Below are 14,449 nucleotides of genomic sequence, written 5' to 3' on the forward strand. Positions count from 1 at the left end.
TAAACCCACAAGAGTCAAACTCTTGCGGGTTTAAAAAATCATATAATCAGGCAATACCCATCAATAAAGTTAGCAACACGCTTGTGATATTGTAGAGCATATGTGCACCCATAGCAACAAGAAGGTTTTTATTTGAAAATTGATAAATCAATCCCAAAGCAATTCCCGCCGCTCCATAAGTAATCAAGTAGATGTAATCACCTTTACCATCACCAATAACATGAATCAACCCAAACAATATCGCTGCGGCAAAAATAGTAATGCCGGCTTTGACAATTCGATAAGCTTTTGAATCAGGATTCAGTTTAAACAATTTATGGAAAATTAAATCAAAGAAACCACCAAAGAATACATCTTGTAAAGCATAACGGAAAATAATTTCCTCAATAATCGGCCCACCAAATACAATTGGCAAAATTGTTAATACCGGTGCTATTTTCATTGCCTCATTCAGCATTGACTGGTTCGCTGATTGATCGGTAGTAAACATCGACACAATCATTCCGCTTAACAACGCAGCAACCATTGAAACAAACCAGCCAATACCTATCCAGTACCAAGTCTTGCTCAATTGTCTTGCCGACGAACGCAACTTAAAGAAAACTAAAATAACTCCCGGAACAGTAATCCAAATATACAAAGCCAACATATAAGCACTATTTGCCAAAGTTAAACTGATAACCCCAGCATCAACCAGACTAAGTAAAAAATAATCTACCGGTAATCTTAACAACATCAGTTCAGTTGTACCAAAATAGATGATAACCGCCGCTGCAATTCTAATCCATTGACTTACTTTTAGTTTTTCGTTCATATTATGCTTCCACCTTTATTTTAGTCTTCTTTACTCAGCCATTCTTCATATTCATCAAGAATTCCAATCATACCTTGCTCAGTCTTTTGTTGCATCAGTAATTCCTTCACTCGCGAACTGCCTTTTAAGCCCTTAATATACCATGCCATATGCCCACGCATTTCTAGCACCGCCAAATGTTCACCTTTTAGAGCTTTAAGCTCTCTAAGGTGCTCTTTCGCCACAATAAACTTCTCTGTCGGCGAAATTTTTTTGCGATACGTCCCGGTTGTCAAATACTCATTGATTTGTGCGGCAAGCCAAGGATTCCCCAAGAAAGCCCGACCAATCATAATTCCCTGCGCTCCGGTTTCCTCAAGTCGCTGCTTCACATCTTCCGGCGTTTTAATATCACCATTCCCAAAAACTGGAATATTAACCGCGTCGACAACTTGCTTCACATACGACCAATCAGCCTTACCGGTATACATCTGCTTCGCCGTCCGCCCATGAATTGCTACCGCACTTGCTCCGGCTGCCTCAACCGCCTTCGCATTATTAATCACATTAATCGTATCGGCGTTCCAGCCAATCCGCATCTTCACCGTCACCGGTTTCGATGTCACCGCATTAATACTGGAAACAATATCATAAATCTTATCCGAATCCAAAAGTAACTTCGCTCCCGCTTCATTTTTCGTCACCTTCGGCACTGGACATCCCATATTAATATCAATAATATCGCAATCACAATTGGCATCAACGAACTTCGCCGCTTCAATAAACGTTTCCTTATCGCCACCAAAAATCTGCATTGCCATAGGATGTTCATCCTCAGCAACATAAAGCATATCCAATGTCTTCTTATTTTGATAAACTACTGCTTTATCGCTGACCATTTCCGCATAAACGAGTCCAGCCCCAAATCGTTTGATAATACTGCGAAAGGCAGCATTACAAACTCCGGCCATCGGTGCCAGTACTATCGGATTATCTATCGTTATATCTTTAATCTTATATGTCACGTTATTTCCACCCATTATTCATTCGTATTGGAACTACTTTCAGTACCAGTTCCCGGTTCAATTGTAATCGGAACCGCAGTATTGGGAATTGTTTGCACCATACTGTTGTCCTCTTCCTCATCATCGTTGTTATTATCGGTCACATTTGTAGTTGTATTCGTTCCCGGCTGCGGTGGTTCCGCACCGCCGCCAAAAAGTGCGGTTGCAACAAAGTAAAACAGCACTATCACAACAACAATTCCACCTAAAATAATCAAAATACGATCCAGCCGTATTTTGGTTTTCTTTTTTCGGTTTCTGCGTTTTCCTGCTTCCTGTCCACGCGCCATTTCTTCAACCCCGCTTTCACTGCCAATTATAGCATACTATTACTGCCCAAGAAATGCATCAACATAGTTTTGTGCATCTTGCTCATTTGCATTAAAGAAAAATAATAGCATATTGCCCTTTTGCACACAATACATCTTGGTATTAAACTTATCTGCATAAGCCAAAATCTGTTCCATATTTGTCTTTGCCGTCGCATCATCATTAAACATGATAATATGGTACGGTCGATTCGTTCCGCTTTCAGCGTAACGAGCATAATTTGTAACCCCGCTCAGTGCTTGCTCATAAATAATAAAGTTATTGAACTGCGTCACATTATTAACAGTATTGGTAAACACCAACGCCTCTTTCTGTCCGGCATCCTGTGCCCGTTTATCTGCGCCAAACACTGCCGCAACACTTTGTTTCATTTGTTCATTCTCAATAACATTCCGAGTCTCCGGTTCAAGTACCAAAATCTCATTTACAAACTCCGCCATAATAATTGATTGATCGGCAACCTTATCAATAGCTGTTCCGGATGCATCAAACATAAGCGGCATATATAAAACATAATTACCAAAACCAACAACATAGCCCTGCATCGACAATTGACTCATCGTCATAAAACTATCTGCTGTTTGATAATTATCAAACTCATAAATGGCATAATAATAAGGATCTCCAAGCTGGGAAAACAAAGTCCGATTCTTAGGCGCATCAACTAAAACAGCCTGAAAATCAGCTTGCGAATAACCAAACAACTCTTCTGTTTGCTTATAAAAATTATTACTCTGCTCACTAACAAGTTGCTGTAATTGCTGCTTATCCTTCTCTTCGCGATCGGGCGAATAAATCTGATAGCCGGTTTTAGCACTAATCTGCTCAGCAATCTTGTAGGTTGGGTCTTGATTTTGGTGAAACCAGGTTGTCACCAGCGGCAAAGCCGCGCCGACAACTAAGCCCAGAACAACAATTCCAATCAACGCTATAATATACTTTTTTGACATAAAACGTTTACTCCACTTCCAGATATTCTTCTAGTGTTTTTCCACTATCATAAATAGTTTTCGCAATATCACCAACATAGCGGTAGTGCCATGACTCATACATATATCCGGTCACTGACTCTTTTCCCGGTGGATATCGTAAAATGAACCCATATTTATAAGCATTGTTTGCTAACCAAATAGCTTCCTCGGTATCATCAAAAGTTGTCTCTGCCCAAGCTGCTGAATTACTGCCGCCAATATCAAAAGCAAGCCCGGTCTGATGCTCACTGCAGCCCGGCCGCGAACTATAGCGATCAGCCGCCTCTTGACCATCAGCTGCCACATAACGATCATACAACGACTTCTGCCCGCTATAACTGCGATAAGTGCTAAAATCATTTAGCGACAATCCTTCATTTGCGGCATCAGCAGCCATTTGGCTAAATGCTACCGCTGCTTGAGCACTCTCTCCAGGTGCGTAACTACTTGGCATACAATTATTTTTATTAGCAATAATCAAACCCTTTTTATAGGTAATTGCTACATCATTCTCCACCATATAATGCGCATCAATGCTGGCTGCCAGCTCATTGATTGTTGTCTCCAACAAATCAACTTGCTTATTATCCAGTACCGCTTGCATCTTTGCAATATTGGCCTGAACTGCCGCTTCCTCATCTGCTGTAAAATCACTTAAATCATGATTCTTGAGCATATTAAAGACATCCTGATAATCAGTCATTGATGCTGCTGCCACATCATTGCTTATCCGTTTTTCTGCAGTCACTACTGTAGTCTCCAAACTTGTATAAGATGTTGGCACTGCGTTCACATCCTTATTATCCAAAGCTGTTTTAAACGTCGTCTCCGCCGCACTAACCGCTTGCTTCTCTTCATCATTAAACTTGTCATTGGCAATCCGTGGCTGCAACTCAGTATATTTTGCTGCATATTCATCAAGAGTTTTTTGATTCTCAAGCTCAGCAGCTGCCATTGCCGGAGCAATAATTCCAAAATAAATAGCTGTCCCGCCAATTCCGCCAACAACAATAATGGCAACTAATGCCACCATAACAATTCGCTTCATATTTAATTTACTTCGTTTATTTCGTCTTTTGCGTTGATTCGTATCTGACATTATTTCCACCTCATAACCACTATTATACAAGGAAACAACTTATACCTCAAATCTTTCTTGACCAAAACAATGAGCATTTTATTAGACATTTTTATCACTTTTTCGCTATTATGAGAGTATATGATAAAAAGGAGAGATGAAAACATGCTTGTTGTATTTTATTCTGAAACTGGCAACGTAGCTACATTCGTAGAAAAAACCGGACTTGAAACCTTTGAGGTTGTTACCGGAGACGAAACTATAGATCAACCATTCGTAGTGGTGACACCAACAACTGGTGACGGTGAAGCACCATACGAATTAACATTATTCCTAGACGAGCACAAAGATTATATCCGTGGCGTAGCTGCCAGCGGCGACTTAGCATGGGGTGACTCATACGGCGCTGCTGCCCGAGTAATCGCTGAAGAATATGACGTTCCTGTGATTCATGTTTTTGAATTAGAAGGAACTGATGAAGACGTTACTACATTTGTTGATGCGGTAAAAGCTTTATAGAAAATTTAAAAAAGAGCGGCCTAATGGGCCGCTCTTTTTATTCGCTTAAATAGTGAAAATTTTGCAATTCAAAAAAATCACTGCTATAATGGTAACAAATTTAAATGAGGTGATTTTATGATAATAGGAGTTCCAAAGGAGATTAAAAACAACGAGAACCGGGTAGCCATCACACCTGCCATTGTGCAAAGTCTGATTACTGCCGGTCATACCGTCTACGTGGAACAAGGCGCTGGACTTGGCAGTGAAATTCATGATGCTGAGTACAAAAAAGTTGGGGCACAAATAAGTGATGCCAAAACCGCTTGGGCAGCCGCCATGGTTATCAAAGTTAAAGAACCACAACCTTCTGAATATCAATATTTCTACGAAGGTCAGATTCTTTTCACCTACTTTCACTTAGCACCAGTACCGGACTTAACTGATGAACTGCTTAAAGCCGGAGTAACTGCAATTGCTTACGAAACTGTGCAGCTTGATAACGGACTTTTACCATTGCTGCAACCAATGAGTGAAGTTGCCGGCCGTATGGCTATTCAAATCGGTTCGCACTTCCTTGAAAAACCTAACCACGGCCGCGGCATTCTGCTTGGCGGCGTTCCTGGTGTTCCCGGTGCCCATGTAGTCATCATCGGTGGCGGTATCGTTGGAATCAACGCTGCTAAAATGGCCGTAGCAACCGGGGCAAAAGTTACCTTACTAGATACCAACATTGAACGCCTGCGTTACTTAGACGATATCTTCGCCGGCCGCATCAACACCGTTGTTTCCAGTACGTTCACTATCGCCGAACACGTCAAAGAGGCTGACCTGCTGGTTGGCGGCGTACTTGTTCCCGGTGCCGCTGCACCAAAACTTGTCAGTGAAGCAATGGTCGCAACCATGAAACCGGGCAGCGTCATTGTTGACGTTGCAATTGACCAAGGTGGTTCAATCGCAACCATCGACCATTCAACAACCCACGACAATCCGGTTTACATCAAACATGATGTTATCCACTACGCTGTGGCTAACATGCCTGGTGCGGTTGCCAGAACCTCTACCTACGCCTTAACCAATGCAACCCATCCATACATTTTACAACTGGCGAAGGCAGGCATTGACGCAGTTCGCGATTCAAACGCATTAGCACTTGGCGTCAACACCTACAAAGGCAAACTGACAAGTCTTCCGGTTGCTGAATCACAAAACAAAACCTATACACCACTTGAAGACTTATTATAGGAAGAAAAAAGGCAGCTGTTTTTAGAACAGCTACCTTTTAAAAAGCGCGGGGCTCATTTCGGAAGCCCCGCGCTTTTCTTTTTTAATCATTCAAATAAATAGTCTCATTGGCGAATCGAATAAATTTTGCCTTAATTTTAATCACCACAAAATTAGGATCCTCAGGATTTACATATGTTGTCTTCCATCTGCTCCGCCACATATGTTCCTTAATTGCCTGATCTTTAAGCTCAACGGCAATGCCACCGACCATAACCCATTCATAAGTCAATGTATTCAATACATACAAAGAAACCTTATTGTTTGCTCTTACTTGTTTCATCTTTTCACTTGTTGCTTCGCTGACAACAAAAAGCTCATCCTTAGGAAATAATTCCAAGTACGATGTTAAATCCGGATAGTCCCGAATACTGGCAACATTAACTACTGCCCGTGTATAAGGAAAGCCATCTTGACCAATCGTTGAAAATTCCGCAACTGCTACATCACGCATAATTGTTCGCATTCTGTCGAGCGCTCGTTCTTTTTCCATAATAGTCCACCTCGCCCCAATTATAGCATACAACATTAAAAAATGAGTAATCTAACGATTTCAGATTACTCATTTTCTTTAGTTATCGGTGGAATTGCTTCCTCTTTGGTCATAAATGTCTTATCTTGGAATAACCAGTACCCTTGCAGATATTGGTATGTTGCCCGGTAATCTTCACCTGCTTCACTCATTAAAACTTCATTTCCGTTTTGATCTATATAGATGCCTCTTATCGGCATACCTACCGTTTCTTCCATCTCAAATAAGAAATCGTAGTATGGCGGTATTGGCAAACCACTTTCCTTAATCAGATATGGCGCCACATAATTTGAAGCAATATAATTTTTATCATCTAAATCAATTGCACCATAGTTGCTCCAATATAACACTGGTGTTGTGTAGTATAGTAAATTATGCTCAACTCCGGTAGTTGTTTTCTCATAACCTAAAGCAGTATAAACACTTGAAAAGGCTGGCAAATGGTCACCAAACTGAACAATAATTGTTGGTTGATCTGAATTGCTAAAATAATTCACTAACTTCTCCAATGATTTATTGGCATCATAAACGCCTTGCCCATACACCTCAGCCTGAATTTTCTCATCATCTGAAAGCGGTCCTTGGTCTATAACCTTAATTGGATTATCCTCATTCAACTTACTACTATCCCAATCCATATGATTTTCCATTGAAATGCCAAAAATAAACTGTGGATTACCAGAAGTGCGCTTCGCCTCATAAGTTTCAATAATCTTATTAGCAAAATCATCATCAGAAATATAATTTCCAACATATTGCGGATCAGTAAAACTTTCTGAAGCAAGATACTCGTCAAACCCAAGATTAGGGTGCACTAAATCACGATCCCAGAACTTACGCATAAACGGATGAATTGAAGTAGTATCATAACCATATTTTTTCAAAAGCTGAGCTATCGAAAACATCGGTTGCTTAATTCTTTGCTTGTAGGCGTTCACGCCATAGGGTAAATCCAAAGCTGAATTACTCGTCAAGACATCGTATTCAGCATTCGAGGTACCACCACCATACACTGGCGTCAACATATCGGCTAAATGCGCGGCATCAGTACTGGCAAGCTGCTTGGTATAAGCCATTGGATCCTGTGAATAAGTAAAGCCCTCAAACTTACTAATATCACTTTCCGATTCACTCAAAATCAAAATAATATTCGGCCGAACCTCCGTTTTTTGCTCTTCAGCAAAAAACGCCTCTTGCGCTTCCGTTACCTCCGAACCTTGCGGTGTCGGATCACTCACTGAAACCTCAAGAAAATCTTTTATCCCATATGTAAAAGATGGAATAAATCCATTAGAAGCATAAAACTCTTTAGTACTCCAAAGATTGAAATCAAATCCAAGCAAGGCGTTCACAGAACTATTAAATAAACAAAATTGGAATATACAAATGAAAACAATTGATAACCCTGCGGCCCCAGCCAAACGTTTCTTAATATTTATTTTGGGAATATCAATATATTGCTTACGCACTGCAAAAACAATACCGGCAATTGCTAAAACAAAAATAAGCAAACTTATTATAATTGAACTGGTAATATTATATTCGACCGTCCCGCTTACATCACCAAACTCTGATAAAAGCGTCAAATCCCACATCGAAAAAGGATTATCATTGTATAAAATTTTAAAATAGTTAACAACTGACATAACCATTGTAAGTAACGTCGGAATAATTAAGCCCGCAAAAAAACTACTTGTTACAAAATAAACAATGAAGATTAATATAAGTTCCACTAATATAACAAATAAATATAATAACAAATGTGTTTGTTCCCACAGCACTGCTGCGTACAAATCATTACGGCTTATCCATTCAGTTATCAGCGGCAGAATTGAGGCAAAAACCACGCAGATTACAATCCACCCGTATTGCTTAAAGAATTTTTGCATTTTGAAGTCCCACCAATTGAATAATATCTCTGATGATTATATCAAATAAGTTGGCATATTGCAAAATCCGCTTAGTCTCATTTTAACAGTTCATCACTTTGTATTACCCGCCCAAATACGCTTCACGCACCTCTTCGCTATTCAGCAATGCAGCACCGCTCCCTTCCAAAACAACTTTACCAACTTCCAGAACATATCCCCGATCAGCAATAGAAAGAGCCATCTTAGCATTTTGTTCAATCAACAAAATCGTTGTTCCATCATTATTTATTTCTTGAATCAACTCAAATACCTGTCGAATATAGTTTGGTGCCAAACCCATTGATGGTTCATCAAGCAATAATAATTTCGGTTTTGACATTAATGCCCGGCCAATCGCCAGCATCTGCTGCTCACCGCCAGACAATGTTGCAGCATTCTGATGCTTACGCTCAAACAATATTGGAAAACGCTCATATATCGTTTCAATATCTTTTTTACATTGTTCATGATCACGACGTAAATAAGCACCCAGTTCAATATTTTCAAGCACTGTCATTTGCTTAAAAATTCGCCGCCCTTCCGGCACCAAAGCAATACCTTTTTTTACATACTGCTGGGGCGTCCACTTTGTCGTCTGCTGCCCTTCAAAAGTCACCACTCCGGCACTCGCCGAATGAATGCCGGAAAGCACCTTTAAAAAGGTTGATTTCCCGGCGCCATTAGCACCGATAAGGCTAACAATCTCACCTTGACGTACCTCTAAACTCACCGTATGCAAAGCTTGAATCGCACCGTAATGTACATCTAAATTCTCTACTTGCAACATGCTAAAACTCCTCCCCTAAATATGCTTTGATCACTATCGGATTGGTTCTAATTTCCTCCGGTTCCCCTTCGGCAATCAACTTACCATAATCCAAGACATATATACGATCACAGACTTCCATAACCAGTGACATATCATGTTCAATAAGAATAATACTTATGCCAAACTCACTTCGTATCTTGCTTATTTGCTGCGTCAGTTGATTCGTTTCCTTCGGATTCATTCCCGCTGCCGGCTCATCGAGAAACAACAATTTTGGTTTAGTTGCCAATGCCCGCACAATTTCTAAGCATCGCTGCTCACCATAAGCCAAACTACCAGCCAACTGATCAGCCTTATCAGCTAACTGAAATAAATCAAGCAGGCGTAAACTTTCTTCCCGTAACTTTTCTTCTTTACGATAAAATTGCGGCAAGCGTAAGATACTTGAAAATACACCTTCACCTGAATGAGGGTGCATTGCTATTAAAACATTTTCCATTACACTCATTTGACTAAATAAGCGAATATTTTGAAAAGTTCTGGCAATCCCGCAATCAGTAATTTTAAATGGCTTCAGGCCATTTAAACGCTTTTCCCGCTCATCCACCATGAAGCAAATATCACCAGCACTTGGCTCATACACACCGGTCAGCAAGTTAAACAAAGTCGTTTTTCCAGCTCCATTGGGACCAATCAAGCCAATTAACTCGCCACTTTCAATGTGCATCGAAACATTATCAACCGCAATAAGGCCACCAAACTGCTTACTAAGTTCTTCAACTTTTAATACAGACATCAGCTTTGCTCCTCTCTGCGTCGTAATTTCCGGTTAAAAAAATCATAAACTGCTGATAAACGAAATTCTTTTTTACCAAGCAAACCACCTGGACGGAAAATCATTATCACAATAAGAATAACACCATACAAAATCATCCGCAGCACACCATATGACTGTAAGAAAATATTAATTATTCCCAGCAAGATTGCTGCAATAATTGTCCCGGTAATACTGCCAATTCCACCAAACACAACAATAATCAGAATATCCAAAGACTTCATAAAACCAAAATTCTCCGGCTTAATAACCGTGAAATACGATGCATAAAATGCACCAGCCAGACTCGCACTCATAGCTCCGATAACAAACGCTATCGTCTTATATTTAGTCGTATTGATACCAACCGACTCCGAGGCAATCTCATCCTCGCAAATCGCCTTTGTCGCCCGCCCCGGACTACTTCGAACATAATTAACAATAATCAGAATGACAATTACAATACCTATAAACAACAATGGCCAGCTAGTAAAAACCGGAATTCCGCTCAAGCCGGCAGCACCATTTGTCAAATCTCCGCCATTAACCATCACAATTCGGATAATCTCGGAAAATCCTAATGTCGCAATTGCCAGATAATCACCTTTCAAGCGCAACGTCGGTATCGCAATCAGCAACGAAGCAATCCCAGCCACCACAATACCAACTAAAATTCCTAAAGCAAACCCTAATAATGTTGGCATCCGCATTGTTACAATTGCACAAGCATAAGCACCAATCGACATAAAACCAGCATGTCCTAAAGAAAACTGCCCGGCAATTCCAATTATCAAATTTAGCCCAACTGCCAAAATAATATTAATACCAATGGTAATTAAGGTAATCTGATAATACATATTAATAACATTAGTCATAATTAAAAGCTGTACGCCGCCATAAATAACCAGTGTCAAAATAATCCACAGTATCTGAATCTTTAAATTTGTTTTTCTCTGTAGCATCAAATCACACCTTCTCTTTCTCATTTTTACCCAGCAAACCAGAAGGCTTAACCAGTAAAATCAAAATCAGCAATCCATACACCACGCCATCTTTAATTAAAGAACTAATATATCCACTGGCAAAAATCTCAATAAAACCAATGCCAAAACCACCAAGCATCGCGCCGGGAATAATACCAATCCCGCCAAAAACTGCAGCAATAAAGGCCTTTAATCCCATCGTCACACCCATCAGCGGATCAATCGAATTATAATACAGCCCAACCAGCACTCCTGCTGCTCCTGCCAGTGCCGAACCAATAGCGAAAGTAAATGAAATCGTTGTATTAATATTAATACCCATAAGCTGAGCCGCCTCCGGATCCACACTTACAGCCCGCATTGCCCGACCCATCTTGGTCTTCTTCACAACAAACTGCAAAATCAACATTAAAACCACAGTAATGACCAGAATATACACCTGCTGCTCATTAATCAAAACACCAAAAATATCAAAAACCTGATTCGTCATCTGCGGGAACGTCTTCACATCCGGACCAACAAAAAACATCACCGTGTACTGGAGCAAGAAAGAAACCCCAATAGCAGTAATCAACATCGTAATCCGTGGTGCCTTTCTAAGTGGGCGGTAAGCGACGCGCTCGATGAGCACCCCGATTACCGCGCAGACGACCATAGCGATGAGGATTGCCGGAAGCACCGGCAATCCCAAAACCGCGATTGCAAAATAACCTACATAACCGCCAATCATATATACTTCACCATGAGCAAAATTAATAAGCTTAATAATGCCATAAACCATTGTGTATCCTAAAGCAATTAACGCATAAATGCTGCCGAGCGACAATCCGTTAATAAGCTGCTGAAAAAACTGTTCCATATCTCCACCTCTTTACATATGACTAATCAACATCCACAGTTGTCGCTGATACCTCTTGACCATTTTCTAACTTGATAACTGTCGCTGATTTCACCGCATTATGATTGCTATCAATAGAAATCACTCCGGTCACCGCCGGAAAGTTACTTGTCTGTGCCAAGGCATCATTTACTGCTGCTGCATCTGCACTACCGGCGCGCTCAATTGCATCTTTAATCATATAAACCGCATCATAGGCTAAAGCATTAAATGCATTTGGCTTCTTATTGTATTCTGCTTCAAATGCTTGAATGAAATCAGTAACCTTGGTATCTTCATTCAAAGTAGAGAAATGCGCTGAAAAATAAACATCAGTTAAAGCATCAGTTCCCGCCAAATTTACCAGTTCAGGAGAATCAAATCCATCACCACCAATAATTGGTGCCGTAATACCTGCGGCCCTTGCTTGCTTGATGATTAAACCAGCCTGACCATAATAACCAGGAATGAATAAAACATCGAACTCTTGATCTTTCAACTTAGTAATAATCGCACTAAAATCTTTATCCGCATCTGAGAAACTTTCTTCTACAACAATTGTTCCCGGAAATGCGGCAGCAAATTCTTTTGCCAAGCCCTTTCCATAATCACTAGAATTATCAGCAATAATCGCTGCGGTCTTAGCATTTAAATTTTCACTAGCAAATTTTGCCATAACTTGTCCCTGAAATGAATCTTGAAAACAATTCCGAAATGCAAACTGCTGAACATTCCCGGCAGCATCACTGGTTACATCATCAGCCGTTGCTGATGGAGTAAGAATTGGCACCCCGGTTTGATTGGCGACCGCAATCGCTGCCTTAGCATTGCCACTCGTTGCTGGACCAACAATCGCTACAACCCCTTCTTGCGTAGCAAGTCTGGTTGCAACACTCGTTACCTCAGCCTGATCAGACTTATTATCCATTTCTACCAATTCAATCTGCTTACCCAATACACCACCGGCAGCATTTATTTCTTTAACCGCCAGCTTCACACCTTCGAGCTCAGCGCTCCCATAACTAGATACTGCTCCGGATAATTCAAAATTTGCTCCAACCCGAATTGTATCTCCATTTGCTGAAGGACTGCTACATCCCGCTAATACCATTGCAGCTGTAACTGCTCCTGCCAATAACTTCTTCATAAATTTACGCTCCTCTAAAATATGATTTTTATATAACAAAAAAAGGTAAGTCCTTGCAATAAGGGCTTACCTTTAAAAATTTTTACATTTCATTTGAGCCCTTATTTTACGCCAAACAGGACTCAAACTCAAATTAGTTTCAGATCCTGGTTTCATATAATAAAATAATGACTGCTTGATTTATTTTGTTATGTGAACACTGCATCCAAAACCGCTCCTTTTTTGATATTGTTTAAATGTTACCACATGAAAACACTATCGTCAACATTTTTTTATTTCCCCAAATCACACCTAAAGAAATAGAGCGCACCTGGATGCGCTCTATTTCTCCTCAATAACAGCTCGAACATCAGCTAATAAATCGGCGTCTTTTTTGAAAACTTTCGCCGCAAGCGGACTAGCCGGAATAACTTTATAATTGTTTCGCCGTGCATAATCAACAACCAACAAAATTAAATCGCGGGCATAATCCTCATCTGCTTCGTTTTCCAATATCGTATGAAGAATTACGATATTATTATCTGTCAATTCATAGATTAATGTCGCTAAAACTTGTGTATCTTTTTTTGCAATAACCCGATGACTTTCTTTTTCATGAACAATATCAAACATTTTTATCATCTCCTTACGCTTCATTCATCTCAACAATGACAATATGACTTGACTCTAAAGCATGAAAACTAAGTGTTTCATTACTAACCTGCGCCGACATATGTGCAACAAAAAGAACATCATTAAGCACAACTACACCTTCAAGAGCTACAACATAAGCCTGGCGTCCAGCTTGTACATTAAAATCAATATCCCTCCCTGCCTCCAAAAAAGTCGCGTAGCAATTAATATCTTGATGCACCTGTACCGGCGATTTACCACCAATACCAGAAGCAAATAACAACCACTGATTTACACGTTCCTGCCAGTCATAACAATACTCACCATAACTTGGCGCTTCCACCGAATCATTAGGATATACCCAAAGCTCGAGCACTCGCGCCGGTTCATCACCATAATTATACTCTGAATGTACCACCCCACTATCGGCACTGATAAACTGCACATCCCCGCGATAAATAGTAGAAGCGTTTTGAATACTATCTTTATGCGACAACGCACCCTCAATAACATAAGTAATAATTTCCATATTGCGATGCATATGATTAGGCAAACCAAAACCTGCATCGATAACACTGTCATTTAACACTCGCAACACACCATACCCCGTCTTATCCGGATCGAAGTATTGCTCAAACGAAAAGAAATGAATCGTTTTTCTACCGGGAATATCAGTAAAACCATCCTCGTTCGCTTGAATAAATTGAATCATAGCTGACACCACCACCTCGTAATAACTCCCTACTACTAGTATAGCACCACATCTTAAATATGATTAACCATACAC

At 40.3% G+C, this 14,449-nt stretch carries 16 protein-coding genes; 2 read left to right on the forward strand and 14 right to left on the reverse strand.

The window, feature by feature from the left end; translation table 11 throughout:
* Positions 1-46: 46 nt before the first annotated feature.
* The 5 genes from FEZ08_RS00525 to FEZ08_RS12310 are packed head-to-tail and all read right to left on the reverse strand — an operon-like array spanning position 47 to position 4,257.
* Complete coding sequence (locus FEZ08_RS00525; RefSeq protein ID WP_138189745.1) at positions 47-814, reverse strand: CPBP family intramembrane glutamic endopeptidase; 768 nt, start codon at positions 812-814, stop codon at positions 47-49.
* A gap of 20 nt (positions 815-834) precedes the next feature.
* Positions 835-1,818, reverse strand: a complete 984-nt coding sequence (dusB, locus tag FEZ08_RS00530; RefSeq protein WP_242003448.1) for a tRNA dihydrouridine synthase DusB — start codon at positions 1,816-1,818, stop codon at positions 835-837.
* 14 nt (positions 1,819-1,832) lie between these two features.
* Positions 1,833-2,147, reverse strand: a complete 315-nt coding sequence (locus FEZ08_RS00535) for a hypothetical protein (RefSeq protein WP_138189747.1) — start codon at positions 2,145-2,147, stop codon at positions 1,833-1,835.
* A gap of 39 nt (positions 2,148-2,186) precedes the next feature.
* The gene (locus FEZ08_RS00540; protein WP_138189748.1) at positions 2,187-3,137 is read right to left on the reverse strand and encodes a hypothetical protein; all 951 of its coding nucleotides are present in this window, start codon (positions 3,135-3,137) and stop codon (positions 2,187-2,189) included.
* A gap of 7 nt (positions 3,138-3,144) precedes the next feature.
* The gene (locus tag FEZ08_RS12310) at positions 3,145-4,257 is read right to left on the reverse strand and encodes a M15 family metallopeptidase (RefSeq protein WP_199287981.1); all 1,113 of its coding nucleotides are present in this window, start codon (positions 4,255-4,257) and stop codon (positions 3,145-3,147) included.
* Between the two features lie 144 nt (positions 4,258-4,401).
* Between FEZ08_RS12310 and nrdI the strand changes: the two genes are divergently transcribed.
* Together nrdI and ald are read left to right on the forward strand one after the other, a co-directional pair.
* Positions 4,402-4,755, forward strand: a complete 354-nt coding sequence (gene nrdI / locus FEZ08_RS00550; RefSeq protein WP_171014855.1) for a class Ib ribonucleoside-diphosphate reductase assembly flavoprotein NrdI — start codon at positions 4,402-4,404, stop codon at positions 4,753-4,755.
* Positions 4,756-4,872: 117 nt separating this feature from the next.
* Positions 4,873-5,979: an alanine dehydrogenase gene (ald, locus tag FEZ08_RS00555; protein ID WP_138189750.1), complete on the forward strand. Its 1,107-nt coding sequence runs from the start codon at positions 4,873-4,875 to the stop codon at positions 5,977-5,979.
* Between the two features lie 82 nt (positions 5,980-6,061).
* Here ald and FEZ08_RS00560 read toward each other — a convergent pair whose 3' ends face one another.
* From FEZ08_RS00560 to FEZ08_RS00600, 9 genes are all read right to left on the reverse strand, one after another.
* Positions 6,062-6,511 carry a pyridoxamine 5'-phosphate oxidase family protein gene (locus tag FEZ08_RS00560; protein ID WP_171014856.1) on the reverse strand — a complete coding sequence of 150 codons (450 nt, stop codon included), beginning with the start codon at positions 6,509-6,511 and terminating at the stop codon, positions 6,062-6,064.
* Between the two features lie 65 nt (positions 6,512-6,576).
* A complete protein-coding gene (locus FEZ08_RS00565) occupies positions 6,577-8,439 on the reverse strand; it encodes an LTA synthase family protein (RefSeq protein WP_138189752.1) in 1,863 nt (620 codons plus the stop codon).
* 103 nt (positions 8,440-8,542) lie between these two features.
* The gene (locus FEZ08_RS00570; protein ID WP_138189753.1) at positions 8,543-9,247 is read right to left on the reverse strand and encodes an ABC transporter ATP-binding protein; all 705 of its coding nucleotides are present in this window, start codon (positions 9,245-9,247) and stop codon (positions 8,543-8,545) included.
* Between the two features lies 1 nt (position 9,248).
* Positions 9,249-10,025, reverse strand: coding sequence for an ABC transporter ATP-binding protein (locus FEZ08_RS00575; protein ID WP_138189754.1), 777 nt, complete (start codon positions 10,023-10,025; stop codon positions 9,249-9,251).
* On the reverse strand, positions 10,025-11,005 hold the full coding sequence (locus tag FEZ08_RS00580; RefSeq protein WP_138189755.1) for a branched-chain amino acid ABC transporter permease: 981 nt from the start codon (positions 11,003-11,005) through the stop codon (positions 10,025-10,027). Before FEZ08_RS00580 ends, FEZ08_RS00575 begins: the two co-directional genes overlap by 1 nt.
* Positions 11,006-11,009: 4 nt before the next feature.
* Complete coding sequence (locus tag FEZ08_RS00585; RefSeq protein ID WP_138189756.1) at positions 11,010-11,885, reverse strand: branched-chain amino acid ABC transporter permease; 876 nt, start codon at positions 11,883-11,885, stop codon at positions 11,010-11,012.
* 22 nt (positions 11,886-11,907) lie between these two features.
* Positions 11,908-13,050: an ABC transporter substrate-binding protein gene (locus FEZ08_RS00590; RefSeq protein ID WP_138189757.1), complete on the reverse strand. Its 1,143-nt coding sequence runs from the start codon at positions 13,048-13,050 to the stop codon at positions 11,908-11,910.
* Positions 13,051-13,371: 321 nt separating this feature from the next.
* Positions 13,372-13,662 (reverse strand): GNAT family N-acetyltransferase, encoded by a 291-nt coding sequence (locus FEZ08_RS00595; protein WP_171014857.1) that lies wholly within the window; start codon positions 13,660-13,662, stop codon positions 13,372-13,374.
* 13 nt (positions 13,663-13,675) lie between these two features.
* On the reverse strand, positions 13,676-14,374 hold the full coding sequence (locus FEZ08_RS00600) for a pirin family protein (protein ID WP_138189759.1): 699 nt from the start codon (positions 14,372-14,374) through the stop codon (positions 13,676-13,678).
* Positions 14,375-14,449 lie beyond the last annotated feature (75 nt).

It is taken from the genome of Culicoidibacter larvae, assembly GCF_005771635.1.
GTDB lineage: Bacteria > Bacillota_I > Bacilli_A > Culicoidibacterales > Culicoidibacteraceae > Culicoidibacter > Culicoidibacter larvae.

Excerpts from the sequence above, each read along its gene's own strand:
- FEZ08_RS00525 (WP_138189745.1), bottom strand. The coding sequence starts at position 814 with ATGAACGAAAAACTAAAAGTAAGTCAATGGATTAGAATTGCAGCGGCG.
- FEZ08_RS00535 (WP_138189747.1), bottom strand. The coding sequence starts at position 2,147 with ATGGCGCGTGGACAGGAAGCAGGAAAACGCAGAAACCGAAAAAAGAAA.
- FEZ08_RS00540 (WP_138189748.1), bottom strand. The coding sequence starts at position 3,137 with ATGTCAAAAAAGTATATTATAGCGTTGATTGGAATTGTTGTTCTGGGC.
- FEZ08_RS12310 (WP_199287981.1), bottom strand. The coding sequence starts at position 4,257 with ATGTCAGATACGAATCAACGCAAAAGACGAAATAAACGAAGTAAATTA.
- nrdI (WP_171014855.1), top strand. The coding sequence starts at position 4,402 with ATGCTTGTTGTATTTTATTCTGAAACTGGCAACGTAGCTACATTCGTA.
- ald (WP_138189750.1), top strand. The coding sequence starts at position 4,873 with ATGATAATAGGAGTTCCAAAGGAGATTAAAAACAACGAGAACCGGGTA.
- FEZ08_RS00560 (WP_171014856.1), bottom strand. The coding sequence starts at position 6,511 with ATGGAAAAAGAACGAGCGCTCGACAGAATGCGAACAATTATGCGTGAT.
- FEZ08_RS00565 (WP_138189752.1), bottom strand. The coding sequence starts at position 8,439 with ATGCAAAAATTCTTTAAGCAATACGGGTGGATTGTAATCTGCGTGGTT.
- FEZ08_RS00570 (WP_138189753.1), bottom strand. The coding sequence starts at position 9,247 with ATGTTGCAAGTAGAGAATTTAGATGTACATTACGGTGCGATTCAAGCT.
- FEZ08_RS00575 (WP_138189754.1), bottom strand. The coding sequence starts at position 10,025 with ATGTCTGTATTAAAAGTTGAAGAACTTAGTAAGCAGTTTGGTGGCCTT.
- FEZ08_RS00580 (WP_138189755.1), bottom strand. The coding sequence starts at position 11,005 with ATGCTACAGAGAAAAACAAATTTAAAGATTCAGATACTGTGGATTATT.
- FEZ08_RS00585 (WP_138189756.1), bottom strand. The coding sequence starts at position 11,885 with ATGGAACAGTTTTTTCAGCAGCTTATTAACGGATTGTCGCTCGGCAGC.
- FEZ08_RS00590 (WP_138189757.1), bottom strand. The coding sequence starts at position 13,050 with ATGAAGAAGTTATTGGCAGGAGCAGTTACAGCTGCAATGGTATTAGCG.
- FEZ08_RS00595 (WP_171014857.1), bottom strand. The coding sequence starts at position 13,662 with ATGTTTGATATTGTTCATGAAAAAGAAAGTCATCGGGTTATTGCAAAA.
- FEZ08_RS00600 (WP_138189759.1), bottom strand. The coding sequence starts at position 14,374 with ATGATTCAATTTATTCAAGCGAACGAGGATGGTTTTACTGATATTCCC.